The following is a 17,330-nucleotide window of genomic DNA, read 5'->3' as shown; positions in this document are numbered from 1 at the left end:
ATAGGACTAGCTCAAAGCTAGTCCTATTTTTATTATTTACGCTTTAAATCTTTCGTAATGATATAGTATTCAGATGGAGATATCTTAATACCATCAATATGGTTATTCCCTACAATGTTGATTTTAGGATATCCAAGGAAAAGTGCTACGGAGTCATCAAGCATCAATTGTTGTGCATTGATCACCGCATTACGACGCACCAGTGGATCGTTAGCGCTTTCACCAAGAGCTAACAATTCATCGAAACGTGGATTAGAGAATCCAGAGCCGTTTGTATCACTACCTGTCCCCCAGTATTGTTTCAAGAACCATACAGGTTGGCCAGTATTAGCAGTAACTACACTAGAGATGAGCATATCGTAATCTCCAGATTGCGCCAATGTATCAATCACAGCATAGTCTACGATTTTAATTTGTAAATCTACACCAATTTTTTTGTAGTCCGCTTGTAATGCCTCTGCATATAATGGCAATTCAGGCCGAGATGTATAGGCATAGAAATCAAGTACTAGGTTTTCACCATCTTTATCTACAATACCATCACCATTTGTATCAATATAACCTTCACGTTTAAGTAATTCTTTAGCACGTTCAACATTATATTTATTAGGATCCCGCAATTGATTGAATCCATAATCAATGGACGGTGGCAATGGAGCCTTGCCGGCAATAAAGGTATCCTTCATAAGGTTCTTTGCATAGGACTCACGATTCGCTCCGGCAATGAGGGCCGCTCGAAGATTAGCATTCTTAAGCTTGCCTTTTTGGCTCATCCGAACGAATACATCACGTAAAGATGATACTTCATAAATAGTAAATTTCTTATCGTTTTGGAAGATACCATATTCGCCAGGTCCAATGCTAACGGCCATATCTACATCACCCGCTTGCAATGCCATAGCTCGTGTATTGGCATCGTTAATAGATGGAATTTCAACCTTACCGAAGCCTGGCTTGCCATCCCAGTAGTTATCATTCCGTGCTAGCTCAGCACGCTCTTTTGTAAATGATGTCACTACATAAGGACCAGTACCAATAGGACCTTCCTTTGCAATATCACGACCATTTGCCTCAGCAGTTACATCCATAATCAAGAATAATGGATCTCCCAACAAGTTTGGCAAATTATAGTAAGGCTTATCGGTCTTAATTGTGAGCTCTTGACCATTAGCCGTCATTTCAGTGTAATTAAAGAATGATTTTGCCCGTTTACTCTTCCCGAAGGTTCGTTCCAAAGACGCCTTTACGGCCTCAGCAGTAAGAGCATTACCGTTAGAGAACTTAACCTTATCGTTGATGGTGAAAGTCCAAGTCAGCTTATCATCACTTTGTTTCCAAGAAGATGCTAACCAGGGTTTAGCATTCATGTGATCATCAAATTTTATTAGTGTTTCCCCAACACCATATCGTACAACGGCCCAGCTAAAATAGTTTTCTGTTGGTTCTAATGTACCTGCAAAGCTAATAGCTCCTACCTTTAATACATCATTAGATGAATCGGATGATTGATTCATACAGCCTACAGTACCAAGAACCGTAACACCCAGCATCATACCAATCAGTAACGCCTTACGCAATCCTTTCATTCACACACCTAACCTTTCTCTATATGTATATGTATATCACTTCATATGAGCATATTTTAAATATACCCATAGGGGTATATTGCTTAGTCAACTATACTATATATCTAGTGTTAACACAATCATTTTCGAGAAAATTTTCGATATATTTATGTAGAAGAAAAAATTATCCGCATAATAAATAATAGATAATATAAAAATAGCAGTTAACCAAATGGCTAACTGCTATTTTATATAATCAAAATTTACGCTTTCCCAGCTTCTTCTAAGGTAAGTGGCTTATGATCTTTACCAATTTCAAAGATAGAGCTCAATAGAACCTTTGTATAAGGATGTTTTGCATCTGCTAAATGGAATGCGTCTAGCTCTTCAACGATAGCGCCTTTGTACATTACGACCACCTTATGACACATCGTGCGAATGAACGCAATATCATGAGCAATGAATAGGTATGTTAAGTTTTTCTTTTTTTGTAAACGCGCTAGTAAATAGGCGATGGAGTCTTGTACAGACACGTCTAGAGCACTAGTTGCCTCATCTAGAACAAGAATTTCTGGTTCAAGTACAATGGCACGAGCAATAGCTACACGTTGACGTTGACCACCAGACATTTCATGAGGATAACGATGCATAAACTCGCGAGGTAGGTCTACCATTTCAAGATAGTCACCAGCGATTTGTTCTTCTTTTCCTTTTTCAAGAAGCCCAAAATTGTATAACGGTTCAAGGATAATATCCTTTACCTTCATACGCGGATTGAAGGCTGCAGATGGATCTTGGAATACCATTTGAATTTTCTTGCGGTATTCTTTCGTTTGCTCAGAGTTCATATGTTGAATCTCTACACCATCTACATAAATCTCGCCTTCCGTAATAGGCAGCATCTTCATAATCATACGAACCAAAGTCGTTTTACCAGAGCCAGATTCCCCTACAATCCCAAGGGACTCGCCTTTTTCTAAGGTGATATTAATACTCTTACACGCTTCGAGCTCACCACCAGTAGGAAGTGGGAATCGTTTACATACATTTTTTAATTCTACAGCGTAGTTAGTCAATGTAACGACCTCCTTCCAATGTTGGTACAGCATCTTTTAATTGCTTCGTATATTCGTTAGATGGGTTTTCCAAAATATCTTGCGGTGTGCCAGCATCAACAACACGACCCTTTTTCATAACAATAATATAGTCGGACATATAGGCCGCTACACCAAGGTTATGCGTAACCATTACGATAGCAGAATTATGCTCTTTAGCAAGTTCTAGCATTTGCATAACAACTTGTGATTGTGTTGTTACATCTAAAGCAGATGTAGGTTCATCACCAATTAATAACGCAGGATCCATCGCTAATGCCATAGCAATGCCCACACGCTGGCGTTGACCACCAGATAATTCATGAGGATAACGGCGCAATATATCTGCCCCATTAGGAAGAGACACAGATTCTAATAACTCAATTGCTCGTCGATCACATTCATCATTGGTAATTTCTATATGAGATTTGAATAATTCTCTAAACTGTTTACCAATGCGAACTATTGGGTCTAAAGCACTACCACTATCTTGGAAAATCATGGCCATGTCTTTACCACGTATAGCTCTCCATTCAGACTTAGATAGGGTGCGAAGGTCTTGACCATTAAAGAGCATTGTACCATCTGTGACCTCACCACCTATAGGCAATAAACCCATGAGGGCCCGGATCACGGTAGTTTTACCGGATCCAGATTCCCCTACAATGGTCAATACCTTACCGCGTTCCAAGGTAAAGTTTACATCCATAACAGCAGGCACACCTTGGTACGCGATGTTAAGGTTCTCTACAGTTAGTATGTTTTCTGCCATTATAGCTCCTTATTATTTTGTAATTTTATTAGTAATCCAGTAGTAGTCACTTGGGTACATGACAGCACCTTTCAAGTAAGAACCAGTAACGATATTAGTTTTAGGGTAACCTAAGAACAATGCAGCACCATCATTCATCAATAATTGTTGAATTTGAATTGCATAGTCACGACGTTTTGCAGGATCAAATTCAGTTTCAGCAGCATCTAACAATTGGTCAACTTGTGGATTGGAGTAACCAGAACCGTTTTGAGGGTTGGAACCATCCACATTAGTATGCCAGTAGTTAGCTAAGAACCAGATTGGATCGCCTGTATTAGCAGTTACGATGTTGGAGATAAGCATATCATAGTCGCCATCTTGACCCATTTTATCAATCAAGTTATAGTCAACTGTTTTGATTTTCATGTCGATACCCACTTTTTTAAGGTCTGCTTGAACAGCTTCTGCATAAAGTGGTAATTCTGCACGAGAATTATATACTACGAAGTCAAATGTTAATGGTTTGCCATCTTTATCAAGGATGCCGTCCCCATCAGTATCTTTCCAACCATCTTCTGCTAATAATTGTTTAGAACGTTCAGGGTTATACGCATTAGGATCTTTCAAATCTTTGAAGCCATAGTCCATGGATGGTGGAATTGGTGCGGAACCAGGAATGAATGTACCTTTTAACAATACATCAGCATAGTTTTTACGGTCTGTTGCGGAAATAACTGCAGCACGTACTTTGTCATCACCAAGAACACCTTTTTGGTTGATACGAGCCAATACTACGCGAAGAGATGCGATTTCATCAACCTTGAACTTATCGTTATTTTGGAATAAGCCCATTTCACCAGCACCGATGTTAACCGCCATATCTACGTCACCAGATTGCAAGCTCATAGCACGCGTATTAGGATCGTCGATGGAAGGAATTTCTACAGTTTTAAATGGTACTGTACCATCCCAATAGTTTTCGTTAGCAGCCATCTCAGCACGATCTTTTGTGAAAGATTTAACTACGTATGGACCTGTACCGATAGGACCTTCCTTGGCAAAGTTACGGCCATCTTTTTCAGATTGAACGTCAACGATTAGGAACAACGGATCCGCTAAAAGGCCAGGCATATTAGGATATTCTTTTGTTGTATGAATAACTAATTGTTGACCATTAGCTTCCATAGAGTCATATTCGAAAAATGTTTTTGCACGATTGGATTTTTCAAAAGCCCGTTCGATAGATGCTTTAACTGCTGCAGCATCAACTTTTTTACCATTAGAGAATTTCACCTTATCATTGATTGTGAAAGTCCACGTTTTATGGTCTGGGGATACTTCCCATTTAGATGCAATCCATGGTTGAGGTTTCATGTGTTCGTCAAACTTAGCCAATGTTTCGCCTACACCATAGCGCATAACAACCCATGCGAAGAAGTTTTCTGTAGGTTCTAATGTGGATGCGAAGTTAGTTACACCAACTTTTAAAACATCCTTATTAGCAGCACCATTATTATCAGAGCCGCAACCAGCGATGAAGGAACCCATCACTACAATGCTAAGACCTGCTAAGAGGGCTTTTTTCCAAGATTTTTTCATGTAAAATCTCCTTGTTCCATTACATATAAACATAAAACATACACATCATGACCACTACAATCTACAATAGTCATAATGGAAAAACCTTATTACCGCCTATTTATATAACAACTTTCACAACACAACCTATAAATAAGCATCACACATAACTAACCTTGGTTCTTAGGATCCACTACGTCCCGTAAGGAATCAGACCAAAGGTTAAAGATAGCAACTACGATAAGGATGGACATACCAGGGAATGCCATCAGCCATGGACTGGTTTGTAAATATTGACGACCTTCGTTAAGCATAAGGCCCCATTCTGGTGTTGGTGGTTGAGCACCAAATCCAAGGAAGGAAAGACCAGCAACCTCAATCATAATAGCCCCAATATCTAGTGCACCTGTTGTAACAACAAGAGGAAGGATATTGGGAATGATATGACGTCTTAGAATAGTCGTTGTAGAGGCCCCCATCATGACAGCCGCCGTTACATACTCTTCACCGCGAACTTTCAACGTCATAGACCGTACAAGACGAGCATATTTTGCCCAACCAACTACAGATAGCGCTATAATCGTATTCACAATGCTACCACCCAAAATACCAGCAATGGCAATGGCTAATACTACACCCGGGAAGGATAGCATAATGTCCGCAAGACGCATGAGGACCATTTCGATTTTCCCGCCGAAATAACCAGCTACAGCACCGATAATAGTACCAATGCTTACCATGATAACAACGATACTGACACCCATAAACAAGGATAACTGTGTACCATAAATGATGCGAGACAATACATCACGACCAAGCTTATCTGTACCAAACCAATGTTGACTACTTGGCGCTTGTAATGCTTGACTCAGATTTGAGCTAAAAGCATCACCCGGAGCAAGCCATGGTGCAAATATAGCTATGAGAACTACCACAATCATCAAGGCGCTATAGAAAGAGAACAATTTATGTTTTTGAATAAATTCTGCCATTATGCTCTCTCCCTTTTTAATCTAGGGTCTAACAAGATATATGACGCATCAACTAATGCATTAATACACATATATGCTAAGGCAACCCACAACACAAAACCTTCGATCAATGGATAGTCGCGCATGGTAATGGCATATACTGCCATATTCCCAAGGCCAGGCCAGGAGAATACCATTTCAATAACTGCAACACCGCCTAATAACCAACCGATAACAACGCCCAGTATAGTGATAAGTGGTAATACTGCATTAGGCAAAATATGACCGAATAAAATTTTCATCTCACTCACACCACGAGCACGTGCGCCGATAACATAATCCTTTTGCATTTCTTCAAGAATAACGAGACGAACTTGGCGCATGTACTTGGACCCGACTACAACAGCTAATGTAACGGCTGGTAGAATTACACCGATAGGAGTTACACGAGAAGATGCAATAGGAACAAGTCCTAATTTAAGGCCAAAGATATAAATCAGTACAAGGCCTAACCAGAATGATGGCATAGACACGCCTACAAAGGAAGCAACGCGCAACAGATAGTCGATCCATTTGTTTCGATTTAAGGCGCTTATAATCCCTGCCGGCAATGCATAGAGCAATGTAAATACTAATGCTGTACCTGCTAGCATAACTGTCCCTGGCAAAGCCTCCAACATACGATCTACAACAGGCTTTTTAGCAGAGTAACTCATCCCTAAGTCACCTTGTGCAGCATTCACAACCCAGTTTGCATATTGCACTATAAACGGTTTATCTAACCCAAGCTGAGCTCGAGTTTCATCGATAAGCTCCTGAGATACAATTGTATCTGCCGTTTCTAGTAACATCGTTACTGGATCGCCTGGTGCTAAATAAGTGAGACAAAATGTTAAAAAAGTAATGCCAAACAGTGTAACAATGAATTGACCTAGCTGTTTAGCAAAGCGTTTGCCCATAGGCGCCTCCTCCTATACTCTCTAAATACTACAATAATCTAAATGAACAACTAATATGCTTATTTCTCCCGATATAGCAGAGGTGCATATAGGAAAACGACAAAAAAGGTTAGTCCACCTGACTAACCTAAATTAAGTATAGTATGTACAATACCATACATTTAGAGCAGGCTTTCTGACTCATGATTCATCGCAATATTTCGGCCTTCCCAGTTTCCCAGTGACCCTATAATGAAACCTTGCTCCTCATTACAGCTATTTGCATAGTATGGGATTTACACCCATTTTCCTCTTTTACGCTCGGTAATACCGACACTCATTAGTTTATTCATTTTTATCGATTATAAATATACTATATTAATAATATGTTTACAATACATATACCCCTTAGGGGTATTGTTATATTTAGTAAAATCAATATAATTTTTATACTAATAAAAATTATCGATTACTGAACAAGTCTCTATTTATGTATAAACCCATACAAATCACTTTATATATATGATTTTTTCCGTATTAACTGTATCCAACTGTATATATATTAATTATTATTATAATGGTAATTTTCTCATGAATTTTTTTTATACATACCGAAAAAACTCTTAATCACTTTAGCAACTATCAATTATTTATAATTAATAAAATCATAATTAATAAGTCTGATTAATATACCAAAAAGAGGCTGTTACTAAGTAACAACCTCTTATAAGACGAGAGTTATTTAATTAATCGATACTTTGTTGTAAGCGGTGCGCTTTGCGTGTAGCCCACGCTTTACGCAAAACATAGATCACAAGACCAATGCTTACTGCCACGGCACTACCAACCATAGCATCAAAGCCACATGCGTAAATAGCATATAAGCAGTAGATAACGCCAGCACCAAATACGTAGTTAAAGCGTTTAATGCGGCTTTCAGCTACGCCAGCCATACGCATCATTGTAGGTACTGCTAAGATGCACAATACATATGGTACTACGTTAGTTACAACCGCCAAGTTTACCAATACTTCAAATTGCTCACGCAAAGAATCACTTGCAGTGAACAATGTAAGTAATGTTTCAACAGCGAGTAGAATGAATACGCCACGAACAGGAGCATCATTACTATTTACACGAGCGAATACTTTAGGGAAGTAACCATGTTCCGCTGCGCTTTTAAATACGCGAGACAATGTGAATTGCCAGCAAAGTAAAGCGCCAAAGCAAGAAATAACCATTGCAGCCATCACGATGTTTGCAATTGTATCATTGAACATGTATACGAATGTCAAACCAAATGGTGCATTAGAATTTAACAAGTCGATGTTAGGCACGATACCGGCCATAACATTTGTGGACAAGATGTAAACCACTGCCACTGCTAATGTACCTGCCACAGTTGCGATAGGTACGTTTTTCTTTGGATTCTCAACAGCATCAGCATTAGCCGCTGCGGACTCAAATCCTAGGAAGCCCCACAAAGTGAGGGAAATGGATTGTTTTACTGCATCGTAAAACGGAAGATCATTTGGGTTCCAAGCCGCCCAATAGATAGACGGGTCAAACCAATACCAGCCGATTGTACCAATTAATAAAACCGGCACAATAGAGCCCCAAATAGTCATGTTGCTGAGTCGACCTGTGAAGCGATTACCACGGAAGTTCAAAATCGCTGCAAACCACAAAAGCACAATTGTTACTTGGCTTGTTTGTGTTGCATTGAGGTCAACACCAAAGAAAGCTGCGCCATAACCTACGGCAGATACCGCGATGGCGATATTAGCAATGATGAGAGATATGCTGTAAGCATAGCTCGCCATAAAATGTCCAGTTTTACCGAAGCGGTGTTCTGCATAACCGCCCATGCCCCCCTTAATCTGGGAGAACATACCCGCTTGAGCAAAAATATACGCTAACAAAAGCGCACCCACAGCTGTTACGAGCCAAGATAAAACTGAAATAGTACCAACTTGAGCCAAATTAGTTGGTAACATAATGATTCCAGCTCCTAGCATATTGGCTGCTACCATTGTGGTTAGCTGGAATACAGACATTTTTTTAGCGGTGGTTTTCATGTATCAATCCCCTTTCAAAAGGTGAATTTTTTCTCGTCCATAATTCACTTAAATATAATATACCGCTAAGTAAATTCAGTTCGTGCTGTGATGGGCTTGAATGTGAATTTACCGTTGTTATTCTTATTACGAATTAAATAATAACACCTATGAACTCAAAATGAAAGTACTTTATTGGCGGACAAGCCATATTACACGAATTGAATAAATCATAGTTAATTTATCATCTAAAACGAACAGAACTCATTTTAACAATGACAGAGTATATTTTTACCCCATTTTATTCTGTGTATATATGTGATTTTTACTATCTATCATGGTTATGGTGTCGTAGTACAAGACTATTGTTTTCGCACAGTCCACTGTACGCGTACATAAATTTACACTATTTTAATAGTAATTTATCAATTAGAATGACTCTTTTTCTAGGTATCATCTATCATATAAATAAAAAATCGATATACACATAAGCTTAAAGGTTAATATAAAGCGCTTTACCATAAGACTTATATGTATATCGATCTTAAAATTTTAATATCACAAGTAACTGTTACTCTGAATGTTACTCTTGTACAGGATGTGGCCCTAAATCAAAATATTAGGCTTACTAAAGCAGCTATGCTTGCACAGATTCAACAATTGCTTTCCACTGAGCAATTTGTTTTTCTTCTCCGGCGATAACAGCTTTACCATTGTTCCGTTGTCTTTCCACACATTCTGGAGCAGTACCAGAATAGTTATTACGACCAGCTATGCAAGCTTCGATGGAAATGGCATCAAGGATATCTGCATCAAAATGATCGGATATAGCTTTAAAATCCTCAACAGATAAATCAAGCAATACGCAACCTTTTTCAATGCAATGATGTACAGCATTACCTACGATTTCATGAGCTTCACGGAATGGAACGCCTTTTTTCGCAAGGTAATCGGCCATATCTGTAGCATTAGAGAAGTCATCATCGAGGACTGCTTTCATATGCGCCCCATTGACCTTCATACCACGGACCATCGCCGTATTAATGGACAATGCAAAGTGTACTGTATCGATAGCATCAAAAATGCCCTCTTTATCCTCTTGCATATCTTTATTATATGTAAGTGGCAAGCCTTTTAATGTAGTTAATAAACCTAACAAGTGGCCATAGGTACGACCTGTTTTACCACGAACAAGTTCACATACGTCAGGATTTTTCTTTTGTGGCATAATGCTAGAGCCTGTGCAGTGAGCATCATCAAGTTCAATAAAATTAAACTCATTGGTAGACCACAAAATCAATTCTTCGCTAAGACGGCTCAAATGCATCATCACAAGAGATGCAAAGGACAAGAATTCAACCACATAGTCACGGTCGGATACGGCATCCATACTATTTTCGTAAATACGAGAGAAGCCTAACAGTTTTTGTGTATAGGTTTGGTCAATACCATATGTAGAACCTGCTAAGGCCCCTGCACCAAGTGGCATGATGTCTGCGTGTTTAAAGACCATCAACAAACGATCAAAGTCGCGTTCTAGCATAGAGAAGTATGCCATCATATGATGACCGAACAATACAGGTTGAGCCCGTTGTAAATGCGTATAGCCAGGCATGATAACATCGCTGTATTTTTCAGCCGTTTCAATGAGGGCTTTTTGCATATCTACGATGAGCTCGCCCATTTCTACTACGGCTTTACGCACGTACATATGTAAATCTACTGCACATTGGTCATTACGGCTACGACCTGTATGTAAACGACCACCTGCTTCGCCAATATCATCGGTTAAGCGCTTTTCAATATTCATATGAATATCTTCAAGAGCCACGGAGAATGGGAACTCACCTTTATAGATTTGGTCTTTAATCTTTGTTAAGCCCTCAACAATAGCATCCCGATCTGCGTCGGAGATAATATTTTGTTTTGCTAGCATAGTCGCATGTGCTTTACTGCCTGCAATATCTTCGGCGTACATCCGCGCATCAAAAGCGATAGAGGATGTAAAATCCTCTACCGCTTTATCAGTGCCTTTTGTGAAACGCCCGCCCCACAATTTAGCCATTATTTACCTGCCTTTTCTTTCATTAATGCATTAATTTTAAGAGGTAAACCGAACAAGTTGATGAAACCAGCCGCATCAGCTTGGTTGTATACATCATCTTCTTCGAATGTTACGAAATCTTCGCTGTACAAGGAGTATGGAGAAGTTGCACCAGCAGAGATAATGTTGCCTTTGTACAATTTAAGTTTTACTTCACCAGTTACAGTTTTTTGAGTTTCATCAACGAATGCTTGCAAAGCGTTCATCAATGGTGCGAACCACATGCCATCGTATACAAGTTCAGCGTATTTGTTAGCAATGAGTTCTTTGTAGTGGTATGTAGCTCTGTCGAGGCAGAGGTATTCAAGTTCTCTGTGAGCATACATGATAATGGATCCACCTGGGTTTTCATAAACGCCACGGGATTTCATGCCTACTAATCTATTTTCAACAATATCTACAACGCCTACGCCATAGTGTGCACCGATTTCGTTGAGTTTTTCTAACAATTGTAATGGAGTACCTTCTTGGCCATCTACTGCTACAGGTACGCCATCTTTGAAGGATACAGTTACATAACCAGCTTCATCTGGAGCTTGTTCAGGAGTATGTGTTACTAAGTATACATCATCTTTAGGAGCATTTGCTGGATTTTCAAGATCGCCGCCTTCATGGGACAAATGCCATACGTTTTGGTCCATGGAATATGGATGGGATTTCGTAGCTACAACTGGAATATCATGTTTAGCTGCATATTCCATGCAGTCTGTTCTGGATTTCAAATCCCATTCTCTCCAAGGAGCGATGATTTTCATATTAGGAGCCAATGCTTTGATAGCAAGTTCGAAACGAACTTGGTCATTACCTTTACCAGTCGCACCGTGAGCGATAGCATCAGCGCCTTCTTTTTTAGCAATATCTACAAGGATTTTACCAATTAAAGGTCTAGCGAAGGATGTACCTAATAAATATTTACCCTCATAAACTGCACCAGCTTTTACTGTTGGCCATACATAATCTTTTACGAACTCTTCTTTAGCATCAACGATGTACGCTTTAGAAGCACCAGATTTGATTGCTTTTTTCTCAACTGCATCATAATCCTCAGGTTGACCTAAATCTACGCATACGGCGATAACTTCAGCGCCATAATTTTCTTTTAACCAAGGAATGATAACGGATGTGTCTAAACCACCAGAATATGCGAGTACTACTTTATTTGCTTTACCCATGATAACACCTCATAAAAAACTTACTATGTATTTTAACTCATATAATCAATATTATATCAGATAATTGTGAAAGCACCGTGGCATCTAGCTCAACGGTCATTCCCTCTTTCTGACAAAAAATAGTATACACCTGTATAATTATAAATGCAAGCATTATTTTTATTCAATTTAGTAATATATTTCGGAACGTAACCATCTTCGCAAAAAAATCTCTGTTCGCCAATTAATTATTCATTAGCAAACAGAGATTATAAAATATATTCAATTATTCGTCCACAAGTTCCAAGTCTTGTTGGTATGCATAGTCTGCTTCCGCTTGTGTAATCATGCCTTGGTCTACCATTTGTTCAAGCACCAGTTTTTGTCTAGCCTTAGCCCCTTTATAGTTCGTATAGGGATCTAAATAGGATGGTGCATTAGGTAGTGCTGCAAGGAGTGCACTTTGCCCTAATGTCAATCGGCTTGGGCTCGTTCCAAAGTAGCCATGCGCAGCTTCGTAAATGCCGTAATAATTATGACCATAATATACTGTATTTAAATACATGGTGAGGATTTCTTCTTTCGAGTAGTAATGTTCCATTTCACTAGCAAGGATTGCCTCCTCCACCTTACGGCTCATGATGCGTTTTGATGAAAGGAAGAGATTTTTTACTACTTGTTGTGTAATAGTACTACCCCCCTCTACGGTTTCGCCTGCTATAGTATTGGTATAAAAGGCGCGAATAATACCGAGCACATCAATAGCTCCATGCTTATAGTACCGCTTATCCTCAATGGCGATAAGTGCATTCTTTGTATATTCTGGAATGACATCCCCCTTCACCCAGTGTTCTTTAGAAACACGTTGATTAAGGGCCGCCTCTACCTTTTCTTTAAATGTAAATATTCGTATGATACGATCTGTACGGCTGAGGGTATCTTCACTTTGTTCTATGCGTTTTTCAACAGTTGTGTGAGCCTTACTTTCAAGATCTGTACCTTGAAAGCTATGGTATCCGTCATATATAAACATGGCCAATATGATGACCACCACGAACACCACTAGATTCCGAAGGTAGCGAAACACTTTCATTGCTTTCACCTATTTCATAAAGGACCTTAGTATACATACAGTTATTAACTAACAGTATCTACAACGCCTTATATACATATACTACTATAATGTGTATTAAATGTATTGTATCACATCAATCAAGAAGAAGATATGGATAGACCTTGCTATTATAGCTGTTAGGAAAAGAATTCTAACAATATAAAAGAGAGAATCTTAATATTTATAACCAAGCGTATATCTACATATACAGATTTTATTCATATTAGGTATACTTATAAAGTTGTATTATAAACTTTACATGGAGTATAATAGTAAAGATGATAAAAACATGCCCATTGGAGGAGTATTATGAAACAATGTATGGATTCAGAAAATCTACATCGTCGATTGCGTAAAATCCTTGGTCAAGTGCAAGCTATTGATCGAATGATTGAAGAAGACATTCCATGCGAAGATGTGTTGAGCCAAATTAATGCAGCTAAATCTGCACTACATAAAGTAGGTCAAGTAGTTCTTGAAGGACATATCAACCACTGCGTACGAGATGGTATCGAACACGGTGACGTAGAAAAAACCATTAGCGACTTTACAAAAGCTGTAGAGCGTTTTGCAAACATGGGAAAATAAAGAAGAGGCTAAGAGGCCTCTTCTTTTTTTACAAAAAATAAGGCTCTACTAAATCTCGAAGACCTCACAATAAAGCAAATAAAAATCAAATCTGATTAAAGCATCCATCATATATAACTCAAGAAAAAAGGACTCTACATTCGTAGAGTCCTTTATATTACCACAAAGTATTAGTCGTGGTTAGTTGTTAAGAATTCGCTCAATGCAGCGAGTGCGTCATCTTCGTCAGCACCGTCAGCTGTCAATGTAACAGATGTGCCTTTTGTAGCGCCCAAAGTCAATACAGTTAAAATGGATTTAGCATCAGCTGTTTTACCGTTAGCAGCGATTGTCACTTTGGAAGCGTATTTAGCAGCCAATTGTGTGAAAGCTGTAGCAGGACGAGCATGTAAACCAGATTCGTTAGTAATTTCTACTGTTAATTCTTTCATGATAACCTCTTTCTATCTCGATAGGTAGTACCTATCCCATACGTTCTAATAGATATATTGTATCAATTTCAAGCATTTTAATTCAAGTATATAAAAAGTTCTTTGCTATATACTGATGAGCTTAACAATTTTCTTAGAGTTATACAGAATTATAATAAGCCTTTTTCGGCTAGTACAGATTTAGCATATTCTGTAATCTCTTCAGCTGTATCCATAGCAAGCGCTTTATTAGCCACCTCTTCACATTCTGCTTTAGAAACGGAACGCAAGATTTTCTTAATAAGTGGTATAGATGACGCTGTCATAGAGAATTCGTCAAGACCAAGGCCTAATAAAATCATTGTAGCTACAGGGTCACTAGCTAGTTCACCGCACATGCCTGTAAATTTACCTTGTTCATGGCTCGCATCGATAACAAGCTTGATAAGACGTAATACACCTGGATGCAATGGTTGATATAGAGAACCAATAGACTCGTTCATACGGTCTACCGCCAAGGTGTATTGGCATAAATCATTTGTACCAATACTGAAGAAGTCTACGTATTTAGCCAAAATTGGAGAAATAACAGCCGCCGCTGGTACTTCGATCATAATGCCAACCTTGATATCCTTGTTGAATTCTTTGCCTTCAGCTGTAAGTTCTGCCTTACATTCTTCGAGCATAGCATTCGCTTGTTTCACTTCTTCTACGGAAGCAATCATAGGGTACATGATGTGAATATCACCAAAGGAACTAGCACGCAATAACGCACGTAATTGTACTTTAAAGATATCCGGACGGTTCAAGGAAATACGAATCGCACGATAACCAAGGAATGGATTCATTTCACTTGGCAAATCAAGGCATTTCAATTCTTTATCGCCACCGATATCCATGGTACGGATAATAACAGGTTGGCCCTGCATATCTTCTGCAACCTTTTTATATTCTTCAAACTGTACATCTTCTGTTGGCAATTCATCGTTTTCCATGTACAAGAATTCTGTACGATATAAGCCGATGCCTTGTGCGCCCATTGTAAGAGCGTGTTTAGCATCTTTAGACTTACCGATGTTACCGAATAATTCTACATGATGACCATCAGTAGTCTTAGCTTCAAGATTGGCAGATTCGCGCAACCGTTTCAATTCTTCTTGGTATGCAGCCGCTTGATTTGTATATTCAGTCCAATCCGCATCAGATGGATTTGTTTCCACAATACCATCTGTACCAAGTACAACTGCTTTCTCGCCATCTACGAAGCCTTCAATATCACCAACGCCCATAACGGCAGGAATTTCCAAGGTGCGCGCCATGATAGCTGCATGAGATGTAGGACCACCAGCAGCTGTTACAATGCCTTTTACCACATTTTTATCAAGAGAAGCTGTATCAGATGGTGCCAAATCATGAGCCACCAAGATAACCTCCCCAGAAATATGGGATAAACCACGAGGGTTCATGCCTAACATATTGCGCATCAAACGATCACCAATATCTTTGATATCTGCACCGCGTTCACGCATATATGGATCGTCCATACCGAGGAAGATATTCGCAAAGGTTTCAATAGTTTGAGCTGTAGCCGCTACCACATTAGTATGGCTAGTCTCAACAAGGGATTTAATACCATCAGACAAAGATGGGTCTTGAGCAATTTGCATATGTGCTTCGAAAATAGCCGCCTCTTCAGGGCCCATGTCTTTCAACGCCTTTTGACGAATTGTATCCAATTGCTTTAAGGTAGCTGCCATAGCAGAAGCGAACTTACCAATTTCCACTTCTACCTTATCCTCTGCTACAGTGTAATCAGGAATGACAATTTCCTCTTGAATATATCTATATACATTGCCTACTGCAACGCCACGAGATCCAGAAATCCCTTGAATTCGCATATGTGTTCCTCTTTCTATTACGATAAACTACATTACTCTATATTTTATCATTTCTCTGACAAACAATAAAGTAATAGAGCCCTTTATATCCGCCCATTTAATCGTCCCACGTGGGTTATTTTTCGCTTACTTTCGCTATAATTTTATAAAGTTCCACCACATAATTAAGGGTCATTTATGATATAATATAGAATATATAATAATATACATATGAGACTTTCACGGGCTTCATGGTGAAAGTCTTACTTATTGATAGGAGACTTTATGAAATTAACTAAAATGCATGGTCTTGGCAATGATTTCATCCTCTTTGCCGACCCTCAAGGTGCTAACAAGGACTATACTGATTTGGCGATTCGCCTTTGCGATCGTCGTACTGGTATCGGTGCTGATGGTCTTGCCATTCTAGTTCCTTCAAAAACCTGTGATGTGCGCATGCGCATCATCAACTCTGATGGTAGTGAAGCAGAAATGTGCGGCAATGCAATCCGTTGCTTTGCCAAATATGCCTATGAACACGGAGAAATTACTAAAGAAACTTTTACCATCGAAACCTTAGCCGGTGTAATGAAGCCAACCTTGACCATCGAAAATGGTATAGTCACACAAGTTACTGTAGACATGGGCAAGCCATTCTTTGCAGCCCAAGACATTCCGATGGATGTAAACATGGATAAGGTTATCGACGTAGACCTCGATGTAAACGGCGAAACAGTAACGGTAAGCTCCGTATTACTCGGCGTGCCTCATACAGAGGTGTATATCAATGACATTACAAAGGCGCCTGTAACGACACAAGGTCCTATCATTGAAAAACACGATGCATTCCCATCCAATACAAATGTTAACTACATTGAGGTAGTAAACAACAAGCACATCAAGGTTCGCACATGGGAACGCGGTGCTGGCGCTACACTAGCATGCGGTACAGGCTCTTGTGCTTCTGCTGTTATGTCCTTCGAAAAAGGCTTAACTGGTCGCGAAGTAGATGTAGAGCTCTATTTAGGAACATTACATATTTCATACTTGGAGGATGGCACGGTGCTCATGACTGGCCCTGCTGAGGAAGTCTTCGAAACAGAACTTCCTATTGATTAAGATGAAGTGG

General features: G+C 39.2%; 14 protein-coding genes and 1 riboswitch. Of the genes, 2 read left to right on the top strand and 12 right to left on the bottom strand.

From position 1 onward, the window contains the following. Window positions 1-32: 32 nt before the first annotated feature. From MOQ65_RS05840 to MOQ65_RS05795, 10 genes are all read right to left on the bottom strand, one after another. Window positions 33-1,586 (bottom strand): ABC transporter substrate-binding protein, encoded by a 1,554-nt coding sequence (locus MOQ65_RS05840; protein ID WP_257846958.1) that lies wholly within the window; start codon window positions 1,584-1,586, stop codon window positions 33-35. Window positions 1,587-1,828: 242 nt separating this feature from the next. Continuing rightward, window positions 1,829-2,641 (bottom strand): ABC transporter ATP-binding protein, encoded by an 813-nt coding sequence (locus MOQ65_RS05835; protein ID WP_156719994.1) that lies wholly within the window; start codon window positions 2,639-2,641, stop codon window positions 1,829-1,831. After that, window positions 2,634-3,431, bottom strand: coding sequence for an ABC transporter ATP-binding protein (locus MOQ65_RS05830; RefSeq protein WP_227721086.1), 798 nt, complete (start codon window positions 3,429-3,431; stop codon window positions 2,634-2,636). Before MOQ65_RS05830 ends, MOQ65_RS05835 begins: the two co-directional genes overlap by 8 nt. 12 nt (window positions 3,432-3,443) lie before the next feature. After that, complete coding sequence (locus tag MOQ65_RS05825) at window positions 3,444-5,012, bottom strand: ABC transporter substrate-binding protein (RefSeq protein WP_178885538.1); 1,569 nt, start codon at window positions 5,010-5,012, stop codon at window positions 3,444-3,446. 149 nt (window positions 5,013-5,161) lie between these two features. Beyond that, the gene (gene nikC, locus MOQ65_RS05820) at window positions 5,162-5,983 is read right to left on the bottom strand and encodes a nickel transporter permease (protein WP_105089750.1); all 822 of its coding nucleotides are present in this window, start codon (window positions 5,981-5,983) and stop codon (window positions 5,162-5,164) included. Next, a complete protein-coding gene (nikB, locus tag MOQ65_RS05815) occupies window positions 5,983-6,921 on the bottom strand; it encodes a nickel ABC transporter permease (RefSeq protein ID WP_178885540.1) in 939 nt (312 codons plus the stop codon). The genes nikC and nikB overlap by 1 nt, the downstream gene beginning before the upstream one ends. Window positions 6,922-7,069: 148 nt before the next feature. Then, window positions 7,070-7,256: riboswitch (cobalamin riboswitch) on the bottom strand. A 390-nt stretch (window positions 7,257-7,646) separates the two neighbouring features. Beyond that, entirely contained in the window at window positions 7,647-8,978 is a 1,332-nt protein-coding gene (gene potE, locus MOQ65_RS05810) for a putrescine-ornithine antiporter (RefSeq protein WP_257846957.1), read from the bottom strand. A gap of 616 nt (window positions 8,979-9,594) precedes the next feature. Further along, window positions 9,595-11,022: an argininosuccinate lyase gene (argH, locus tag MOQ65_RS05805; RefSeq protein ID WP_257846956.1), complete on the bottom strand. Its 1,428-nt coding sequence runs from the start codon at window positions 11,020-11,022 to the stop codon at window positions 9,595-9,597. Further along, entirely contained in the window at window positions 11,022-12,233 is a 1,212-nt protein-coding gene (locus tag MOQ65_RS05800) for an argininosuccinate synthase (RefSeq protein WP_005381291.1), read from the bottom strand. The genes argH and MOQ65_RS05800 overlap by 1 nt, the downstream gene beginning before the upstream one ends. A 265-nt stretch (window positions 12,234-12,498) precedes the next feature. Further along, a complete protein-coding gene (locus tag MOQ65_RS05795; protein WP_257846955.1) occupies window positions 12,499-13,305 on the bottom strand; it encodes a transglycosylase domain-containing protein in 807 nt (268 codons plus the stop codon). A gap of 330 nt (window positions 13,306-13,635) precedes the next feature. Here MOQ65_RS05795 and MOQ65_RS05790 point away from each other — a divergent pair, with 330 nt between their 5' ends. Further along, window positions 13,636-13,914, top strand: coding sequence for a metal-sensing transcriptional repressor (locus tag MOQ65_RS05790; protein ID WP_004695033.1), 279 nt, complete (start codon window positions 13,636-13,638; stop codon window positions 13,912-13,914). Window positions 13,915-14,084: 170 nt separating this feature from the next. On the opposite strand, the gene MOQ65_RS05785 is transcribed toward MOQ65_RS05790, so the two are convergent. Beyond that, window positions 14,085-14,345 (bottom strand): HPr family phosphocarrier protein, encoded by a 261-nt coding sequence (locus MOQ65_RS05785; protein WP_009352491.1) that lies wholly within the window; start codon window positions 14,343-14,345, stop codon window positions 14,085-14,087. A 149-nt stretch (window positions 14,346-14,494) separates the two neighbouring features. Continuing rightward, entirely contained in the window at window positions 14,495-16,222 is a 1,728-nt protein-coding gene (ptsP, locus tag MOQ65_RS05780; protein WP_257846954.1) for a phosphoenolpyruvate--protein phosphotransferase, read from the bottom strand. A 264-nt stretch (window positions 16,223-16,486) separates the two neighbouring features. On the opposite strand from ptsP, the gene dapF reads away from it, so the two are divergent. Then, entirely contained in the window at window positions 16,487-17,320 is an 834-nt protein-coding gene (dapF, locus tag MOQ65_RS05775; RefSeq protein WP_156719239.1) for a diaminopimelate epimerase, read from the top strand. Window positions 17,321-17,330: the final 10 nt, after the last annotated feature.

The organism is Veillonella faecalis (genome assembly GCF_024677885.1).
GTDB classification, from domain to species: Bacteria; Bacillota; Negativicutes; order Veillonellales; family Veillonellaceae; genus Veillonella; species Veillonella nakazawae.
The sequence above is the reverse complement of the archived record's forward strand: the minus strand, read 5'-3'. Positions and strand labels throughout refer to the sequence as shown.